Below are 18,805 nucleotides of genomic sequence, written 5' to 3' on the forward strand. Positions count from 1 at the left end.
GTTTGAACAATCCAATAGGAGTACCAGTTGTGATCAATATCATCAGCAACGATACGCTTTCGTCAGGCTTCAATCCGACAGCCTCACAAGTAAGTGTAGACCTTAATCCGTCACTACCGGGCATCCAAAATACCCTGACAGTAGCTGGAGAAGGAGTATATGTATATGACAGCTTAACAGGCAACGTAACGTTTACACCAGAGCCTACATTCGTAACCGACCCAAGTCCAATCGACTATGTGTTGATCGAGAAGAGCACTGGTCTAGACAGCACTGCAACGATAGTGATAACTGTGGTAGAAGAGCAGCCAATCGCCGTAAACGATTCAAGTTTGAACAATCCGTATGGAAGTATTATCGTCATAAATATTATTGAAAACGATACACTTTCAAATGGACTTACTCCTACAGCAAATCAGGTTACAGTGGATTTGGATGTAAATACGCCAGGTATTCAAGATACATTGATTGTTACTGGTGAGGGAGTGTTTGTATACGATAGTTTAACTGGACAAGTAACATTTACACCAGAAACTAATTTTGTAAACAACCCAAGTCCTATTGTATATACTTTGGTTGAAAAAACTACTGGTTTAACGGATCAAGCAAGTATCATTATAACTTATATTGGAGCTGATTTAAGTTTAACAAAATCGGTTAACATGCAAAATGTAAATGTAGGTGATACATTAACCTTCACAATAAATATCCGTAATGCAGGTCCTGCTGTAGCTACCAATGTTCAGATAAAAGATGCACTACCAAAAGGATATAGTAATATTTCAAACATTACATCAAACGGAATTTATCTTAATGATACAATTACTTGGGAAATTAATAGTTTGAATGTTAATGCTGACACAAGTTTTACCTATAATGTAATTGTTAATGCACCTACAGGTAGTTTAGATGAATATAAAAATGTTGCTCAAATAACAGCTGCAGATCAGCTTGACCCTAACAGTACGCCTAACAATAATATACCGTCTGAGAACGATCAAGACAGTGTTACGCCAAATATTCAGATTGCCGACTTATCTATTGAAAAATCAATTAATAATTCATCACCACAAGTAGGTGAGGTGGTCGCATTCAGTATTAAAATCAAGAATAATGGACCTGATAATGCTTCGGGTGTTGACGTGATTGATTATTTGCCAAATGGTTTTGGTTCTATTTCTAATATTAGTAATGCTGGAACTATCGTGGATACCACAATTATCTGGAACAATTTATCAGTGAATAATGGAGACTCACTTACAGTTACTTTTAATGCTGTTGTGCTTCCATTTAGTCAGTCTGTAAATTATACCAATACCTCAGAAATAATTAGTAGTAATCAATATGATCCTGACAGTAGAGTGAATAACTTCAATGGGGTCATTGCTGAAGATGAGGAAAGTTTGGTTTGTGTGTTCCCGGGAACTTTATCAGATACCACTTTGTGTGAGGGAGAAAATTTAGTCTTTACAATAGATCAAGGTCAAACCTATCAATGGTCTGGACCGAATGGATTCACTTCAACAAGTAATACGTTTTCATTGACAAATATTGGAATCGTGAATGCGGGTGTTTACAACGTTCTTATTACAAATGGAGCTTGTTCCATCACCAAATCTTTCAACTTGACAGTTACAGGCAAGCCAAATGTAGTTGTTGAAGCTACCAATTCTGGTTGCCAAGGTTCTGCTTCTATGAATAACGGAAGAATTAGAATCAGCGGATTTGCAATAGGTAGCAATTACCAACTATCGCCTGGTGCAGTATTTAACGTATCGAGTGCAACGAACTTACAAAGTATTCCACTTGATGGAATTATTAAAAATGATGTAACAAATACGAATCAGTCGTTCACTGTGAGGGTATTCAATACCAATAACTGTTTCAGAGATTATAGAGTGGATTTCGTCGAAATTGACTGTCAGTGTCCAGCTGAAATATGTATTCCGTTTATTATCAAGAAAGTAAAATAGGAACTACTAAAGGATTTTATCTGGGTTAGTCAAAGATAAAAAATTATAAGAACTGGTGTCTTTGTATTTTTCTTTATTTAAAGTAAAATAGAAGGCACCTTTCTTTGAAAAACCCTTTTGTTTTTCATCTGTTTTGGTCAGAATGTTTGTGCTGAGCAATTTTCTGGTAAAATTCCTTTTATCAAACTTAGTATCGAATATAGCTTCGTATAAGTTTTGTAGTTGAGGTAAGGTGAATTTTTCAGGAAGTAATTCAAACCCAATTGGATATAAAGACGCATTGGCTCTCAGACGCTCAACAGCCAAGGCGACCATTTCCGAGTGGTCAAAAAGTAATTCGGGTAATTTTTTTAAAGAAAACCATTTGGCACTGATTTTATTCGTCAGTTTGTGGTCATAGTCTGCTATATTAAGTAAAGCCTTGTAAGTAACTGATACTGTTCGCATTACAGGGTCGCGTCGAGGGTTTCCGAAAGCGGCAAGTTGTTCAAGATAGACGTCTTTTAAACCCGTGTGTTCGAAAAGAATCCTATCGGCGGCCTCATTTAAGCCTTCATTTTCTTGCAACCAACCACCCATTAGAGACCATGTCTCTTTATTTTCCTCAAGTCCTCTTTTTACAAGTAATATTTTTAATTCTTCTCCGTCAAATCCAAAAATTATAGAGTCAAGTGCTACCAAACACTTGGATTGTTTATTATAAAGGTCTAGCATACATAGGTTTTTTTACAAATTAATAAAAAAAATTTGGACAATACATTTTACTTTTGTTAAATATGATAGAAGCCAAAAAAGTAAACTTCGAATATTTAGAGAGTTTTTCGCTCAAAAACATCAATCTGAAGGTTCAAAAAGGTAAAATTCTGGGCATAATTGGTCAAAGTGGTTCAGGAAAAACCACCCTGCTGAAACTCTTGGCTGGTTTGAAAGAACCAAGTTCAGGCCAAATCAACATCAATGGAACTCCCTTAGAACCACCCTCAAAAAAATTAATTGCCGGCCACAGACAAATCAAGATGGTTACCCAGCAAAACACGCTTTTTCCAAACATCACCATTGCAGAAAATATAGCCTATGAGGTAAGGTTTTTTGAAAAAAAATATCAAAATCAGAGAGTTAGTAAATTAGCTAAAGATTTAAATATTAGTCATTTATTGGGCAAATTTCCACGAGAACTTTCAGGTGGAGAAATTCAGCGTGTAATGCTCGCTAAGGCTATTGCAGATGAGCCTCTTTTATTATTACTCGATGAACCCTTTGCAAATCTCGATTCCATAATAAAGAAAAAAGTGATGCTCAATCTGCAGTCTGTTTTAAGAAAAGAGCAAATAGCGTGCATTTTTGTAACCCATGACATTCATGATGCATTTGGGATGGTAGACGAACTTTTCATCATAAAAAATGGCAGGATGGTTCAAAAAGGTACCTCCGAAGATATTTATAATTTCCCGAAAAACAAATATGTAGCCTTACTTACTGGGGACGGTTTTATGTTGAAAACTACTGAAAAAGAAGTTTTTGTAAGAGCTGAAAATATCGACATTAACCCAACTGGTGAGTTAGAGGCAGAAGTTATCAATAATATTTTTAAGGGAGCTTTTTATGAAATAATCCTTGAGTATAACTCAAATACAATTTATGCCTTGAGTAAAAATATCTTTCCGATTGGCCAGAAGATCAGATTCGACATACATTCAGTCATCCACTTTGATTAATATCGAGCTACTATTTCTGCCGTATCCATTATAATCTAGGCCATAACCTACCACGAATTGATTCTGAATTTCGAAACCAACATAATCCAACTTTATAGGTACCTGCATAGCCTCTGGTTTGTGCAAAAGCGTCGCAACAGAAATACTAGCAGGATTATGTATCTCCAACGTCTTCATCAGAAAGTCTAAAGTCCGCCCGGTATCCACAATGTCTTCCAAAATAACCACATGACGACCTTCAATTGGTTGGTTTAGACCAATCAATTCCTTCATTTTACCCGTAGATTCTGTATTTTGATAAGAATGTATTTTGAGGAAACTTACCTCGCACGGTATGGAGAGTTTTTTAAAAATATCAGCAATAAAAAGGAAAGAACCATTCAGGATTCCTAGAAATATGGGTTTTTTGTCCGCAAACCTTTCGTTAAGTTTATCCGAAATATCATCAACTCTTGCTTGTATTTCCTCGCTCGTTATTAGTTCCTTGAACTTCAAATCCAGTACCTCTACCATATTTCTATTTTTCATGTAAAATAAAATAATATTTTGTTAACAATCGGCTTTTTGATAGATGAAATTTCAAATTTCTATAATTTTGTCACGCAATTATTGATTGACCATTTTCGTTTTTTACAAAAACATACACATTGAAACAAAGACTCGTTCTTATTTTATTCTTTTTGGCTCATATAACGTCTTATGGGCAATTATTTTCTTTTCTAAATACCAAAGAAAAACCGAAAGCAGAAATGCTCCTCTTGGATAGGGGAGTGCAAATAAGTACTACGGCTGCTGTTAATAACATGTACAATTTTAACTTTTCTGAAGCCGAAAAAGAGTACAAATGGTTGAAAGTAAAGTATCCAGAGCATCCGTTGGGTGATTTCATGTTAGGCCTCAATGAGTGGTGGAAAATAGTACCCGATACCAAACAAGAGCGATTTGATGATCAGTGCCATACCTACATGGATAATGCCATTGACCTTGCCGATGACATGTTCGACAGGAATAAGAAAAACAAAGAAGCTGCTTTTTTTCTTTCGGCAGCTTATGCAATCAAAGGTAGGCTTTATGCGGAGCGAGAAAAATGGGTCAAGGCGGCTTGGGCAGGCAAGCAGTCAATAAAATATTTGGACTACAGCAGGGGAGAAGAAAACATAAATCCAGAGTTGCTATTTGGAGATGGAGTATACAATTATTACTCGCGTTGGATTCATGAAAACTATAAATCTCTCAAACCATTGTTAACTTTTTTCAGAAAAGGAGATAAAAATTTGGGCATAAAACAATTGGAAAATGTGGCAAACAATGCTTTTTATTCAAGAATGGAGGCCAGATATTTTTTGATTCAAATTTACGCTGCCGAGAATCAGTCTGCTAAGTCGCTAATGATGGCACGGCAGATGCACACTCTTTATCCCAACAATTCCTTTTTTCACAGATATGTCGCCCGAAATAGTTTTGCTCTAGGAAGGTTAGACGAAGCTGAGTTTTATGCCAACGAACTGATGGCCAGGTTGGACGAAAAACGGTACGGCTACGGAGATAATGACGGCAGATATGCGGCTTATATATTGGGCTACGTTAATCAGAATTATAAACGTAACGACAGTCAAGCTAAATACTACTATCAAAAATGTATCAACTACTCGCTGAACAACAATACCAAGGAGTCAGGTTATTATGTGGCTTCTAATTTGGCCTTGGGTAATATTGCCTTGAAAGAAAATGATAATAAGGCTGCTGTAGAATATTGGGCTGAGGTTTTAAAAAACTCAGAAAAGAATTCGAGTTCGTATCAACAAGCCAAAAAATCTCTTGAGGATCTCACCAAAAAACTTAAGGCACAAAAAAAAGGGAAAAAGTAGTTTCCCCTTTTTTTTATAAATTCTTTTTTAGTTTAAAATCAAGGAATTGGAAGTACCTTAGTGTTTTTAAATGTTGAAAGAATTACCATAGTTTGTGTACTAGCCACTACTTCAATTTCATTGATTGTTTCCATAATCAAGGTCTGGTACGACGCTATATCTCTTGCTATTACTTTTAGCAAAAAATCACAAGAGCCCGTAACGTGGTGACATTCAATGATCTCAGGAACCGCCTCTATTGTCTTTACAAAAGACTCTGTGATCGATTTTCTGTGTCCCGAAAGCGTAACTTGTACAAAAGTCATAACACCAAGACCCACTTTTTCACGGTCTATTTGTGCATGATAACTTTCGATAATCCCAGTATTCTCTAGTTTTTTAACTCTCTCTAAGGTGGGTGCTGGCGAAAGTCCAATTTCTTTTGAAAGTTGGGCATTCGTTATTTTACCGTTACTTTGAAGTATTTCTAAAAGTTTGTGATCGATTTGATCTAATTTACCGACTGCCATTTTTATGTTTGATTGATGATTTCAGAATTTTATTCGGCGTAAAGATAGTATTTTATATTAAAATTTTAAATTATTTAAATAAACTTCTTTATTTTATGGTTGATCAAAGTAGTTTTTTATATAAATATCAATACTTTTAATTAAAATATTACAAAAAGAGAGTTATAGCGAAAGTTCTATTTGCGGGTTCCAAAAAACTTCTTTGAAGTTCTGAATTTGGTCGTCTTTGATGGTAATACCTTCTGATTCAAGCAGTTCTTGCATGGTGGTAGGCGTTTGGAAATGCATTTTGCCTGTTAAAAGGCCATTTCGGTTCACTACCCGATGAGCAGGGACGTCTGCCAAACCATGTGCAGCATTCATGGCCCAGCCCACTAGTCTGGCACCAGTACTGAGGTATTTGGCTATGGCACCATAGCTAGTGGCTCTACCCGAGGGGATGAGTTTTACCACCTCATAAACCTCTTGAAAGCTTTGCATCTTCTATTTCTTTGACGAGCTGCTTGTACCAATCTTCGCCGTAGGCTCGTATGAGTGGTTCCTTCAGGAATTTGTAAACTTCCACGCCGAGTTTATCACCTAATGCACAGGCGTCCGAACAGATACTCCATCGGTCGTAGTTGATGGCATGGTAACTTTCATATTTGGTAACTCTAATAGGGTATAGATGGCAAGAAATCGGTTTTTTGAAATCAATTACACCGTCATTATATGCTTGTTCAATACCACATTGTAGGATACCCTTTTTGTCGTAAATGGCGTATGCACATTCTTTTTCGTCTATGGTTGTGGTGGAATAATCACCCTCCCAGTCTTTTATGTATTTGCCTTGTTCTTCTATTGCTTTTATACCTTCTGGTGATAAATAGGGCTTTATCTTTTCGTAAATTTCTTCAAGTATAGGAAGTTCTACCTCTTCAAGCGGAGCTCCTAAATCACCTTCCACACAACACGCACCTTTGCATTTTTCTATGTCGCATACAAAAAACTTGTCGGCTACATCATCGCTTATACAGGTGTCTTCTATTAATATCATTCTTATTTTTTTATAATAATTTTAGAACCCACCATAATGTTATTATCTGTCATGTTGTTCCATTTTTTGATATCACTCACATTCGCATCGTATTTCCTAGAAATACTGTATAAGGTTTCGCCTTGAGCAACAGTGTGATATTTTGTGCCTACTGAATTGGTCGAAGTCTTTGGCGTTTCGGTAGTTGTTTTTGGTAAAGTGCTGCTAGTACTTTTAACGGAAGAAACCACTAATTTCTGGCCCAAACTAATGCTATTGTTATTGAGGTCATTCCAGTCTTGAATTTGACTTACTGTAACACCATATTTTTTAGAAATACTGAATAGTGTCTCACCTGCTGCTACTGTATGGGTTTGAGCTTTGGTTGTAGTTGTGGTTTCTTTAACAGGAGGTTTTGGTTTTATGAGTTCTTCCTCTCCAATGGGTTCATTTACAATAGGTTTCTTCACTGGTGGTGTTTTGGTCACAACTTCCTCTTTAATAGCAATAGTTGATTTACCAACTGTCAACAGTTGATTTACTTTTATGGTTTCAGTTGGACTCATGACATTCATTTTACGAAGTTCATCTACAGTTAGCCCATATTTTTTGGCAATCGAAAAGAGCGTTTCACCTTGTTTCACCATATGTTTTGTACTTACGGTTTTAGTCGACGTTTTTTTGGTTTCCTCTACTTTTACAGGAGGGGTAGTTACAGGTGGCTTTGGACTATTTTTTGGCTCAAATATATCATCATCTATCTTTAAGCCATCAGATTTTACTTCGGTAGGCTTTGTTTCGGTAGGCCGAGTTTCAGCTTTTGTTACTTCCTCGTTCCGTACAATCTCTTTCGGCTTTTCTATTTCCTCGTATTTCTCGCTTGCTTTCGGCGTGGTTTTCGCGGCTACTTCCTCTTTTTTAGTATAATCCTCTTTAACTGGGAGACTTTCCTTTTCTTCAATGGCTTCCTTTATAACCTCGATAGGCTGATTTTTAGGCCTAGTTTTTTGTAACCAAATCACTCTACCGGGTTGTAGCTTTTGAGAGTTTTTCATTCTGTTGTATTTCAGAAGGTATTTTAGACCCACACCATACATTTGAGAAATATCCCACATGGTTTGCTCCCCATGAACGGTATGAAACGGAACTTTGGCTTTTTTACTTTTTTTCTGTAAATAATATATGCTACCTTCTTTTGTAAGGTCCTTATCTGTCATGTCATTATAAGACAAAAACTTTCCAATTTTCATCTTCGCTTTGCTAGATAATTGTGCTACCTCCTCACCACTTTGGGCCAGTATTCCTTTTTTGCCATTTATTTCATAAAAAATAGGATCATCAGGAGAGGTGGAAACCATGGTGATTCGTTTCAACTGGGGAAAACCAACATCGATTTTTCTGGCGTCTAATCGTTTCTGAATTTTACCATTGATTTCCTCTACATCTTCAATTCTAGATAAGATCAATACATTGTATAACTTATCCTCTGGAATATTAGGTGCGTAAAGCCAAGGATTGTATTTTCTGAGTTCTGTAATATCAGTAGTGAGTTCCACGGCTATTTCAGCCAAAGATTTACCTTTTGTGGCATATTCTATGAATTTCCTTGGCGAATCTTTTAATCGATTCAAGCGATGTTCGAAGGCAATTCTATGTGCCAATGCTTTAATTAGATAAGGATGTGTGTTTTCGTCGAATTTCACCTCACTGGCAAAAGACCAATCAACCGGAATTTTATCAGAGGCTCCCTGAACCCCTAAGTTGTAGGCCAATAAACACGAAATCCAATTTTTAAAAATAAGGTTGTTGCGTTTCATATACAAGGCTGCGGCCCTTGTTGATAGGTGGATGTTTTTTCTATCGTCTTGGTTGTTATCTACTTTGAGGCCCACTTCTTTGGCTGTCGATTCTTTAAATTGCCAAAAACCAACTGCATTGGAGCTTGAAATGGCTTCTGGAAGTAAGGAACTCTCCATTACAGCCAAATATTTCATATCTTCAGGAAGGTCTTCTTCCTCTAATATTTTTTCAATTATCGGAAAATACCATTGCATTCTCTCTAACTTCTGATCTAAAAATTTATTTTGAGGTGTTAATAAATTGGTGACCTCCGTATTTACTGCTTTTAGTGCTTCAGGATTTAGTTCTACAAGGATATTCGCGAACTCTATTTTTTTTGGCGTTTCAGGAATACTTAATTGGTTTTGAGCATTCGCAATGAATAGTGTAGGGTAGATTAATAAGAAAGCTAAAATCTTTTTCATTTTTATTTTATTTTTCTGGAGACAAGCAAGCCGTCTCTTATGGGTAAAAGCACATTTTTAGTTCTAGTATCGTTATGCACGTAGGCATTAAATTCTCTTAATAGTTTAGTGGTAGCGTCGTTTTTATATTGATCCGCCACCTTTCCGTCCCAAAGGACATTGTCGCTAATTATCAGGCCCCCAACATTGAGTTTTTCAATTACCAAGTCGTAGTATTTGATATAATTTAACTTGTCGGCGTCAATAAAAACTAAATCAAACATAGCATCTAAAGTTGGTATCACATCCAGTGCATTTCCCATTTTTAGCTCTATCTGATCAGAGAGCTCCGCCAACTCTATGTTTTTTCTAATTCTAGATTCCAGTTCCTCGTCAGCCTCAATGGTAATCAATTTGCCACCTTTTGCCAAGCCTTCTGCCAAACAAATAGCCGAGTAACCTGTATAAGCTCCTATTTCTAAGATATTTACGGGTTGCAAAATTTGCGAAATCATTGATAGTAACCTGCCTTGCAAGTGCCCTGATAACATGCGAGGTTTAAGTAAATTGGCATGGGTATCTCTACTTATTTGCCTTAATACCTCAGACTCGGGGCTGCTGTGGTCTTCACAATATTCGTTTATTTTGTCGTTTGCCATATTCTCTTATTGCAAAAATAAAAATATTATTTTGTAAATTCCAAATTTATTGTTAATATTATATTTTCAGAAAAAAATGAAAATTACTATTTATTAAAAAAGCCCCGAAAGGCTTTTTTAATTTTATTTAAAGTGTTCTTTTCAATTCTCTAATTTCGAAGCTTTCAATGATATCATCCACTACAATGTCGTTGAAGTTTTTGATACTTAAACCACACTCATATCCGTTCTTAACTTCTGCCACGTCGTCTTTGAAACGTTTCAATTGAGCTATTTCACCTTCATGAACCACTATACCTTCGCGGATAATTCTTACTTTGTTGTTTCGTTTTACATAACCGTCGGTTACATAACATCCCGCAATAGTACCCACTTTACTGATTTTGAACACTTCACGAACCTGAATATTACCTGTTACCACCTCTTCTTCTTTCGGTGCCAACATACCTTCCATGGCAGCTTTTATTTCATTGATAGCATCATAGATAATTGAATAAAGTCTGATTTCGATTTGTTCAGAGTCTGCAATTCTTCTGGCATTGTTTGAAGGACGTACTTGGAAACCAATTACGATTGCATCTGCAGCTGACGCCAGGGTTACATCAGATTCAGAAATCTGTCCAACAGCTTTGTGTACAATATTTACTTGAACTTCGTCCGTAGAAAGTTTCAATAGTGAATCAGACAAGGCTTCAACTGAACCGTCCACGTCACCTTTGACAATAACGTTGAGTTCTTTAAATGTACCTATCGCTTTTCTTCTACCGATTTCGTCCAAAGTAATGTGTTTCTTCGCTCTGATGCTCATCTCTCTGTTGAGCTGCTCACGCTTGTTGGCTATTTCACGGGCTTCTCTGTCAGATTCCATGATGTTGAACTTGTCACCAGCTTGTGGTGCTCCAGGAAGACCCAATATTTGAACTGGCTGAGACGGTCCAGCTTCTTTAACTCTCTCACCAAGAGAGTTTACCAAGGCTTTTACTCTACCGAAGTATTGGCCAGCCAACATAATATCTCCTATCTTCAGTGTTCCGTTTTCTACCAAAATAGTTGATACATAACCTCGTCCTTTATCAAGTGAGGCTTCTATTACTGTTCCAAATGATTTTCTGTTTGGATTGGCTTTCAAATCAAGCAATTCAGCCTCTAATAAAACTTTATCAAGAAGGTCGTCTATACCCAAACCTGATTTTGCAGAAACTTCTTGCTCTTGATATTTTCCTCCCCAACTTTCTACGAGTATATTCTCTTTTGCCAAATCTTCTCTAATCTTAGCTGGATTGGCATTTGGTTTATCTATCTTATTGAATGCAAACACAATAGGTACACCGGCGTTTTGAGCATGGTTAATGGCCTCTTTTGTTTGAGGCATCACGCTATCATCAGCAGATATAACTATAATTACAACGTCAGTTACTTTAGCACCCCTTGCCCTCATGGCCGTAAATGCTTCGTGACCTGGTGTATCCAAGAAGGTGATGGACTTGCCTTTGTTGGCTCCTTCTTTCATGGTGACGGAGTAGGCTCCAATGTGCTGTGTGATACCTCCGGCTTCTCCTGATGCTACTTTGGATCTTCTTATGTAGTCAAGTAGCGATGTTTTACCGTGGTCAACATGTCCCATAATGGTTACGATAGGAGCACGATGTATCAAATCTTCCTCTTTGTCTACTATTACCTCAGTGTCGAACGATACCTCTTCTTCTGCAGATATGAATTCCACGTCGAAGTTGAATTCAAGGGCTATCATTTGGATAGTTTCGGCATCTAACCTTTGGTTGATTGATGCAAAAATACCCATCTTCATACAACTCGCTATAACTTCGTTCACCGAAACGTTCATTAGAGAGGCCAACTCAGATGCCGAGATGAATTCGGTAACTTTCAATGTGCCGCTTTCTTCTAATTCTTGTTGGTCAAGTGCATCCTGGGCTTCAGCACGGTTTCTGCGTTTTTCTTTTCTATATTTCGAACCGAACTCGTTGCCTTTATTTTGCAATTTAGACATCGTGTTCTTGATGTTGTCCTTTACATCATCTTGAGAAACCGACTCTTTTCTGTTTCCACCTTTTTTGAAGTCTTTTTTACCTCCTATGCTACCGCCGCCTCCTTGATTTTGATTTGGAGTAGGACTCGGCTTCTCAGTATTTGAACCACCCGTAAACGGTGGTTTCGCACCACCTGTGTTTGGGTTTTGAGGTGAATTTGGTGTATTAAGTCTGTTCGGACCAACCGCTTTGGGGTCTTTTCTGAAGTTTTCGAAATTCGACTTCGTCGTATCACCTACTTTTTCACCTCCTACTATTACTCTTTTTCTCTTGCGTTTTTGTTTCAGTTCTTCTTTGGTAAGCGGCTTACGCTCAACTGGAAGTTCGATTTTTCCAAGAACCTTCAATCCTTGTAGTTTATCACCTTGTGCCTTAATAAGTTTTGGAGGAAGTATTTCTTCTATTTCATCCTCTTCTACTACTTTTTTGGCTTTAGGAGTTTCCTCTTCTTCCACAAATACCTCTGCAATGATCTCAGCGAGTACCGGTTCTTTCGGCTCAAGTTTTACTTCCACTTTAGGTTGTTCAACTGCCGGTTCAACCTGCCGTTCTTCTTTGGGAGCAACAATTTCTTGAACTGCCTCAACAGGTTTCGGAGTTTCTTTAGGTTTTTCCTCAACAACTGGAGCAGGTTTCTCTTCTACAACTACTGGGGTAACTACTATTGGCTCAGTTTTAACCACTGGCGTAACCACCACAGGCTCAGGAATCGGCTCAGGTTTCGGTGCTTCTTTCGGCACTTCTGGAACTGCGTCTATTGGAACAATCTTGGCTGGTCCTTTGCTATTCAGGTCTATTTTGCCAAGAACTTTTGGCCCTTGCAGATTATGTTCTATCTTAATGATCTCAGGCTCTGCTGGTTCTTCTCTAAAATACAGGATTTCGTCATTCGAACGAGCCGGCGACGAAGTTTCTGCGGATGAACTTGACGACGAACCGCCTCCCATATCTCCTAGAAGCTCAGGGGAATGCAGTTCTTTTGATAAAACCTCAAGTAAGTCAAATGAAAGTTTGGCGTTGGGATTATTATCAATACGATGCCCTTTTGAGCTCAGAATCTCAATAATGGTAATTGTACCTACGTTAAGTTTCTTGGCCGCTTGGCTAAGTCGCATCATTTTTTCTTCTGCCATAAATTTTTCTTAAATTTTATAATAACAATTGTAATTTGTTGTGTTTTAGTCTTCTACATATCAATCGAATTCTTTTCTGAGAATATCCAATACTTCGTCAACAGTTTCTTCTTCGAGTTCTGTTCTTCTTACTAGGTCGGCTTTTCCAATGGTCAATACAGACTTAGCTGTATCGAGGCCAATCTTTCTGAATTCTAACAATATCCACTCGTCTATCTCATCTGTGAATTCCATCAAATCAACATCTTCTTCTTCTACAACACCTTCGATGTCTCTGAAAACGTCAATTTCTAATCCAATTAATTTCGAGGCTAGTTTAATGTTTAATCCACCTTTACCAATGGCCAGCGAAACTTGATCTGGTTTTAAGAAAACCGAAACTCTCTCGTTATTTTCGTTAATTCTGATGTTGCTAATTTTTGCAGGGCTTAATGCTCTTGAAATCAATAAATTAGTGTTATCGGTCCACTGAATGACGTCAATGTTTTCGTTTTCCAATTCTCTCACTATCGAGTGAATTCTCGAACCTTTCATGCCCACACAAGCACCTACTGGATCTATTCTATCATCAAAAGATTCAACGGCCACTTTTGCTCTTTCGCCCGGCTCTCTAACAATTTTACGAATTGAGATTACGCCGTCTTGGATCTCTGGAATTTCTAACTCGAACAAACGCTCCAAGAAAACTGGAGAAGTTCTTGAAAGTGTAAGTTTAGGGTTTCCGTTGTTTATTTCTACTTTGTGAATGATTGCTCTTATGCTGGTTCCTTTACGGAATCTGTCTTTTGGTATTTGTTCGCCTTTCGGAAGAGAAAGCTCGTTGCCTTCTTCGTCCATACAGATAACTTCTTTACCCAAAATCTGGTAAACGTCAACCGTTACCAACTCGCCAACTTGGTCTTTGTACTGATCAAAAAGCATTTCTTTTTCAAGATCTTTTACTTTTTGAATCAAAGTCTGACGGGCGGTTTGAACAATTCTTCTACCGAAATCTTCTATTTTTACTTCTTCAGCCACTTCTTCGCCAATTTCGAAGTCAGGCTCAATTTTCTTTGCTTCTGAAAGAGGAATTTTATCTGTATCCCAAATGTCTTCTGAGTTATCGTCAACAATTTCTCTTGTTCTCCACATCTCCAAGTCACCACTTTCGGCGTTTAGAATGATGTCAAAGTTGTGATCGTCGCCATAAGCCTTACGTATCATGGTTCTTAGCACATCCTCAAGGATGGCTATCATGGTTGGCCTGTCGATGTTTTTTTCTCTTGCAAACTCAGCAAACGATTCAATTAAATCTCCACTATGCATACGTGTCTATGTTTTATTTAAATGAAATGACAACTTTGGCTTCTTTGATGTTCTCTATCAAGAAAGTTACCGCTTCAGGTTTTATTTTCTTTTTCGCTTCGGGTTCTATTGTAATTTTACCTTCTGATACTTGTGCAAGGGTTCCTTTGATCTCGCTTAAGTCCTCTAAGGTTACCTTTAAGGTTCGACCGATGTTTTTGGTATATTGTCTCTCAAACTTCAGTGGACTGTCCGCTCCAGGTGATGACACTTCTAAAACAAACGCCACATCAATAATTTCCTCTAACTCAGCTCCAAGTTTACGACTCACCTCACCACACTCATCTATAGAAATGCCCTCATCAGAATCAATATATACAGTTATTTTTTTTCTGATTTTGGAGTCGGAAACAACAACATCGACCAAGTAATAATCCGTGGAGGATATTATTTCGTCTAAAAATTTAATTACTGCTTCTCTGAGAGCCATCTAAAAACCTACAAATCTATAATGATTACCAACAAAAAAGGAGGTTTTATACCCCCTGATTCTTCTTTTCGATGCAAAATTAGTCTATTTTTTGGTAAATTCCATATATTATTTAAAAAAAACAATTTAAAATATCGCTTTTGTTTTGAAGTATTTATGAAATTCCAAATGGTGTTTTTTGGGTTTTTGAGGGGAGGTACTTTTGATTTATTTGAAAAGGTGTATTCTCAACTTAATATAGTTTGTTTGGATGTAATACTTTGTTCTTTTGGGTTACTAATTCAAGAAATTGGCTATTATCGATTAGCCACTGCCTCAAAATATGCGTTTTTGTAGCTCTGCCTTTCCTATTTTGACACAGATTGGCTATAATTGCAGTACTATTAATTATTTTGCTTATTGGGCCTACTCAATTTCATTAAAAAATTCTTTTTTTTGATCAATATCGCCTTTGGTCTGTATTCGCTTTTGGTATATCAGTTGGTTTTATCAGCGGATATTAGGCATTGGCTTGGAGGTTTTTTAATGCTCACTTTCCCATTAGTACTAGTAGGACACTTGTTCTTTATGTTGATTTGGGTTTTGGGTAAGTCACCCAAAGCCTTGCTTTCATTGTTTATGTTGTTGATTACCTATTCTATTTTTGATAGAACCTTGAAAATCAATCCACCTGATATAAAACCCAATCCACCATTTTCGTTTTCGTTGCTAAGTTATAATTTAATGTATGGCAATTATCATCAGTTCGTGTCTGAAGAAAACCAAGAAACGGCCAAAGGTCTTTCCAATCTTATGGACACGCTAACGGCTGATATTAAGTGTTTTCAGGAAATGTATAACACCGAAAAGTATCATGAGTTTGACCTTTTGAGGAGGATTTCAAGGCGAAATGCCTATTATGTTTACATGCACTCCAACACAGACAATAACCAAGGTCAGGGAGCCATTGGCTTGGCTATTTTTAGTAGATTTCCGATAATTTCGAAAAAAGAGCTGTACTGGCCACCGAACAATAATGGTATGCTTTCGGCCGATATTGTTATCGGAAAGGATACCGTGCGGGTTATTAATGCCCAATTGAAGTCGATGGGTATAAGAGTGCAAAGGATTTTGAGAAAGGATAACAAAATTGATAAAGAAGAGACCCGAAATGTTCTTAGTAAGCTCAAGGGAGGTTTTGAAGATAGGGGCTTGCAGGTGAATTTGCTTGAAAATTGGATTGAAGAAAGTCCATATCCAGTGATTTTGGCCGGAGACTTTAATGAGTTGCCTTATGGTTATGCTTATGGTAGAATCAGAAAAAAGCTCAACAACGCCTTTGAGGAAACTGGTTTTGGTTTTGGGTTTACTTATCACAAGGTCTTGAGTTTTTTGAGGATAGATAACCAGTTTTTTGATGATAAGAAAATTGAAAACATTGATTTTCTGACCATGTCAAACGTCCCTTTTTCTGATCATTATCCTATAAAAGCTTGGTATTTGATGAAGTAAAATCCTTTTTTATGAAAAGAATTCAAAGTATAGATTTTGCTCGTGGTTTGGTGATGGTCATTATGGCCTTAGATCATGTGAGAGATTTAATGCATACTGATGCTTTTACACAAGATCCGACAGATCTTAATACCACAACGCCTATTTTGTTTTTCACCAGATGGATCACCCATCTTTGTGCTCCTACTTTTGTATTTTTGTCGGGAGTTTCGGTTTTTATGTCGTTAGAGTCAAGTAAAAATTTGGTTGAAGTCCGAAGTTTTTTGCTCAAACGCGGTTTGTGGCTTCTGTTTTTAGAAGTGACTGTTGTGAATTTTGGGATATGGTTTGATGTTCATTTTCAGACCATTATGTTTCAAGTAATTGGAGCCATTGGTTTTGGGTTTATTGTAATTGGTTTTTTGCTCAAGTTTTCAACCTCAGGCATTGGTAGAGTAGGATTTTTTCTTTTGCTACTCTATCCTTTGTTGGCCTTAGTTCCGTTTTCTGATGGCATCCGGAACTCCTTAGGAATATTGTTTTTCCCGGCACTAATTCCTGTCGGAGCAAAATTTACCTTTTTTATGTCTTACCCTCCCATACCTTGGTTGGCCATAATGATGCTTGGCTTTGGTTTTGGTCCTATGTTTCTGGATAAAAGTAGTAAATCGCTTTTTCTGAAATATGGGCTGATTTCACTGGGATTGTTTTCGGTAGTGAGACTAGTCAATATTTATGGTGATCCTGCCCTTTGGTCTGTTCAAAAGAACACCATGTATACTTTATTGTCGTTTTTAAATGTTTCAAAATACCCACCTTCGCCATTGTATGTGTTTGTTACTTTGGGTGTAATTTTCTTGAAAATGTGGTGGGCAGAGGGACGGAATAACAAACTGATTGAAATAATGAAAGTGTATGGCAAAGTTCCGCTTTTCTATTATTTGATTCATTGGTACGTGGTTCACCTCACCATGTTTGCTATTGTTTTTGTCAAAGGTTATAAAGTCTCGGACTTGGTCTTTGGACCGTTTAAGTTTGGTAGGCCTGAATCGGGCGGAGGTGTTTCATTGTCTTACGTTTACCTAATTTGGCTTGTTATAGTGATTTTGATGTATCCTTTGTGTAAATGGTATGGTACTTATAAAGAGGCCAATAAGTCTAAAACTTGGTTGCGGTATTTATAAAAAATGAGCATCTTTTACTTAAAGAATGCTCATTTTTTAGCTAGCTTACAATTATTAAAAAAACTAGTTCATCACAATCTTGACTTCCTTTCCGGTAATCGCCGCCTTTTTTATTGCGTCTATAATTATCATGTCTTTTAGTCCTTCTTCACCTGGTGTTAAAACAGGTTTATTGTTCAAAATGGCAACCGCAAAGCCATCCATTTGATAAGCTTGGTGATGAACTATCGGGAAATCCATTGGGCCTTTGGAGGTCGTACCTTTTAGCGGACCGTAATCGTAGGCTGGCGACATACTCAAACTACCTTTTTCATAATGAATCGATAATTCGTGGGCGTTTGTAGTATAAGAACTCATTCCACTTGCTATAGCTCCACTTGGGAATTTCAATTGCCACAAAATAGTTTCTTCAATGTCTCTGTAAACCTCTGGTTCGGTTTTTATGGCCTGAGCGGTTACCGAAATCGGTTCTTCCCCTGTAGCATAACGGCTAGCATTGATACAGTAAATACCTACATCCATTAATGCACCACCACCCGACCATTTGTTGTTCATTCGCCAAGCATTGAGGTCACGGTTTCTCCAAGCAAACTTGGTTTCGATAAACTTTGGCTTTCCAAAATCTTTGTCTTTGGCTAGTCGCATAACTTCATTGGTAAATGGCTCATAATGAAGTCTATATCCTACACCAAGCTTTACGTTTTTGCTTTTGCAATAGGCAATCATCTCACGTGCTTGTTTGGCATCCATCGACATCGGTTTTTCTGTAATGACGTGCTTGCCGGCTTTTGCGGTACGCATCACGTATTCGGCATGCATAGAATTGGGTAAAACCACATACACTACATCTATATCTGGATTGTTGGCAATGGTATCGAAATTTTGATAATTATAAATGTTTTTGTCGGCCAAATTGTATTTTTCTTTCCATTTGGCGGCTTTTTCCGGCGAGCCTGTAACGATGCCTACTAGTTCACAGTTTTTAGACTGAGAAAGACCGGGAGCCAACTGATTAGTGGCATAACTTCCTAATCCACAAAGAACTACTCGAAGTTTTCGGTCAGTGGTAATAGGGTAGGCCTGTAGGTTTTGAGCAGCCAAAGGTACCAAAACACCTGAAGCGGCCAAGTTTCTTAAAAAATCACGTCTTGAGTTTTTCATTCTTTATTTGAAGGGTTGAAATAATAAACTAAAATTATGAAAAATAAATCATA

The 18,805-nt window shown here is 37.4% G+C and carries 16 protein-coding genes; 5 read left to right on the forward strand and 11 right to left on the reverse strand.

Annotated elements, in window-relative coordinates; translation table 11 throughout:
* Positions 1–1,973 (forward strand): CVP-CTERM putative protein-anchoring domain-containing protein (locus tag EGI31_RS06335; protein ID WP_255036346.1); only part of this gene is annotated, 1,973 nt, incomplete at its 5' end.
* Positions 1,974–1,979: 6 nt separating this feature from the next.
* On the opposite strand, the gene EGI31_RS06340 is transcribed toward EGI31_RS06335, so the two are convergent.
* Complete coding sequence (locus EGI31_RS06340) at positions 1,980–2,687, reverse strand: NUDIX hydrolase (RefSeq protein ID WP_255036347.1); 708 nt, start codon at positions 2,685–2,687, stop codon at positions 1,980–1,982.
* Positions 2,688–2,749: 62 nt separating this feature from the next.
* Here EGI31_RS06340 and EGI31_RS06345 point away from each other — a divergent pair, with 62 nt between their 5' ends.
* Positions 2,750–3,688, forward strand: coding sequence for an ABC transporter ATP-binding protein (locus tag EGI31_RS06345; RefSeq protein WP_255036348.1), 939 nt, complete (start codon positions 2,750–2,752; stop codon positions 3,686–3,688).
* On the opposite strand, the gene hpt is transcribed toward EGI31_RS06345, so the two are convergent.
* A complete protein-coding gene (gene hpt, locus EGI31_RS06350) occupies positions 3,668–4,216 on the reverse strand; it encodes a hypoxanthine phosphoribosyltransferase (protein WP_255036349.1) in 549 nt (182 codons plus the stop codon). The two genes, EGI31_RS06345 and hpt, sit on opposite strands and share 21 nt — an antisense overlap.
* A 119-nt stretch (positions 4,217–4,335) precedes the next feature.
* On the opposite strand from hpt, the gene EGI31_RS06355 reads away from it, so the two are divergent.
* Complete coding sequence (locus EGI31_RS06355) at positions 4,336–5,556, forward strand: tetratricopeptide repeat protein (protein WP_255036350.1); 1,221 nt, start codon at positions 4,336–4,338, stop codon at positions 5,554–5,556.
* Positions 5,557–5,594: 38 nt separating this feature from the next.
* Here the strand turns inward: EGI31_RS06355 and EGI31_RS06360 are convergent, their stop codons facing one another.
* From EGI31_RS06360 to rimP, 8 genes are all read right to left on the reverse strand, one after another.
* Positions 5,595–6,065 (reverse strand): Lrp/AsnC family transcriptional regulator, encoded by a 471-nt coding sequence (locus tag EGI31_RS06360; RefSeq protein ID WP_255036351.1) that lies wholly within the window; start codon positions 6,063–6,065, stop codon positions 5,595–5,597.
* 162 nt (positions 6,066–6,227) lie between these two features.
* Entirely contained in the window at positions 6,228–6,545 is a 318-nt protein-coding gene (locus EGI31_RS06365; RefSeq protein WP_255036352.1) for an MGMT family protein, read from the reverse strand.
* Positions 6,520–7,101 (reverse strand): DUF3109 family protein, encoded by a 582-nt coding sequence (locus EGI31_RS06370; RefSeq protein WP_255036353.1) that lies wholly within the window; start codon positions 7,099–7,101, stop codon positions 6,520–6,522. Before EGI31_RS06370 ends, EGI31_RS06365 begins: the two co-directional genes overlap by 26 nt.
* A gap of 2 nt (positions 7,102–7,103) precedes the next feature.
* A complete protein-coding gene (locus EGI31_RS06375) occupies positions 7,104–9,344 on the reverse strand; it encodes a LysM peptidoglycan-binding domain-containing protein (RefSeq protein WP_255036354.1) in 2,241 nt (746 codons plus the stop codon).
* Positions 9,345–9,346: 2 nt separating this feature from the next.
* Positions 9,347–9,982 carry an O-methyltransferase gene (locus EGI31_RS06380; RefSeq protein ID WP_255036355.1) on the reverse strand — a complete coding sequence of 212 codons (636 nt, stop codon included), beginning with the start codon at positions 9,980–9,982 and terminating at the stop codon, positions 9,347–9,349.
* A gap of 127 nt (positions 9,983–10,109) precedes the next feature.
* Entirely contained in the window at positions 10,110–13,163 is a 3,054-nt protein-coding gene (gene infB / locus EGI31_RS06385; RefSeq protein WP_255036356.1) for a translation initiation factor IF-2, read from the reverse strand.
* 60 nt (positions 13,164–13,223) lie between these two features.
* Positions 13,224–14,468, reverse strand: coding sequence for a transcription termination factor NusA (gene nusA / locus EGI31_RS06390; RefSeq protein WP_255036357.1), 1,245 nt, complete (start codon positions 14,466–14,468; stop codon positions 13,224–13,226).
* 13 nt (positions 14,469–14,481) lie between these two features.
* The gene (gene rimP, locus EGI31_RS06395) at positions 14,482–14,937 is read right to left on the reverse strand and encodes a ribosome maturation factor RimP (RefSeq protein WP_255036358.1); all 456 of its coding nucleotides are present in this window, start codon (positions 14,935–14,937) and stop codon (positions 14,482–14,484) included.
* A gap of 399 nt (positions 14,938–15,336) precedes the next feature.
* On the opposite strand from rimP, the gene EGI31_RS06400 reads away from it, so the two are divergent.
* Together EGI31_RS06400 and EGI31_RS06405 are read left to right on the forward strand one after the other, a co-directional pair.
* Positions 15,337–16,428 carry an endonuclease/exonuclease/phosphatase family protein gene (locus EGI31_RS06400; RefSeq protein ID WP_510186409.1) on the forward strand — a complete coding sequence of 364 codons (1,092 nt, stop codon included), beginning with the start codon at positions 15,337–15,339 and terminating at the stop codon, positions 16,426–16,428.
* A gap of 11 nt (positions 16,429–16,439) precedes the next feature.
* The gene (locus tag EGI31_RS06405; RefSeq protein WP_255036360.1) at positions 16,440–17,591 is read left to right on the forward strand and encodes an acetyltransferase domain-containing protein; all 1,152 of its coding nucleotides are present in this window, start codon (positions 16,440–16,442) and stop codon (positions 17,589–17,591) included.
* Between the two features lie 63 nt (positions 17,592–17,654).
* Here EGI31_RS06405 and EGI31_RS06410 read toward each other — a convergent pair whose 3' ends face one another.
* Positions 17,655–18,752: a Gfo/Idh/MocA family protein gene (locus tag EGI31_RS06410; protein ID WP_255036361.1), complete on the reverse strand. Its 1,098-nt coding sequence runs from the start codon at positions 18,750–18,752 to the stop codon at positions 17,655–17,657.
* Between the last annotated feature and the right edge of the window lie 53 nt (positions 18,753–18,805).

The sequence above is a fragment of the Lacihabitans soyangensis genome, assembly GCF_024343775.1.
GTDB lineage: Bacteria > Bacteroidota > Bacteroidia > Cytophagales > Spirosomataceae > Leadbetterella > Leadbetterella soyangensis.

Coding starts and splice junctions, on each gene's coding strand:
- EGI31_RS06340 (WP_255036347.1), bottom strand. CDS start 2,687: ATGCTAGACCTTTATAATAAACAATCCAAGTGTTTGGTAGCACTTGAC.
- EGI31_RS06345 (WP_255036348.1), top strand. CDS start 2,750: ATGATAGAAGCCAAAAAAGTAAACTTCGAATATTTAGAGAGTTTTTCG.
- hpt (WP_255036349.1), bottom strand. CDS start 4,216: ATGAAAAATAGAAATATGGTAGAGGTACTGGATTTGAAGTTCAAGGAA.
- EGI31_RS06360 (WP_255036351.1), bottom strand. CDS start 6,065: ATGGCAGTCGGTAAATTAGATCAAATCGATCACAAACTTTTAGAAATA.
- EGI31_RS06365 (WP_255036352.1), bottom strand. CDS start 6,545: ATGCAAAGCTTTCAAGAGGTTTATGAGGTGGTAAAACTCATCCCCTCG.
- EGI31_RS06370 (WP_255036353.1), bottom strand. CDS start 7,101: ATGATATTAATAGAAGACACCTGTATAAGCGATGATGTAGCCGACAAG.
- EGI31_RS06375 (WP_255036354.1), bottom strand. CDS start 9,344: ATGAAAAAGATTTTAGCTTTCTTATTAATCTACCCTACACTATTCATT.
- EGI31_RS06380 (WP_255036355.1), bottom strand. CDS start 9,982: ATGGCAAACGACAAAATAAACGAATATTGTGAAGACCACAGCAGCCCC.
- infB (WP_255036356.1), bottom strand. CDS start 13,163: ATGGCAGAAGAAAAAATGATGCGACTTAGCCAAGCGGCCAAGAAACTT.
- nusA (WP_255036357.1), bottom strand. CDS start 14,468: ATGCATAGTGGAGATTTAATTGAATCGTTTGCTGAGTTTGCAAGAGAA.
- rimP (WP_255036358.1), bottom strand. CDS start 14,937: ATGGCTCTCAGAGAAGCAGTAATTAAATTTTTAGACGAAATAATATCC.
- EGI31_RS06405 (WP_255036360.1), top strand. CDS start 16,440: ATGAAAAGAATTCAAAGTATAGATTTTGCTCGTGGTTTGGTGATGGTC.
- EGI31_RS06410 (WP_255036361.1), bottom strand. CDS start 18,752: ATGAAAAACTCAAGACGTGATTTTTTAAGAAACTTGGCCGCTTCAGGT.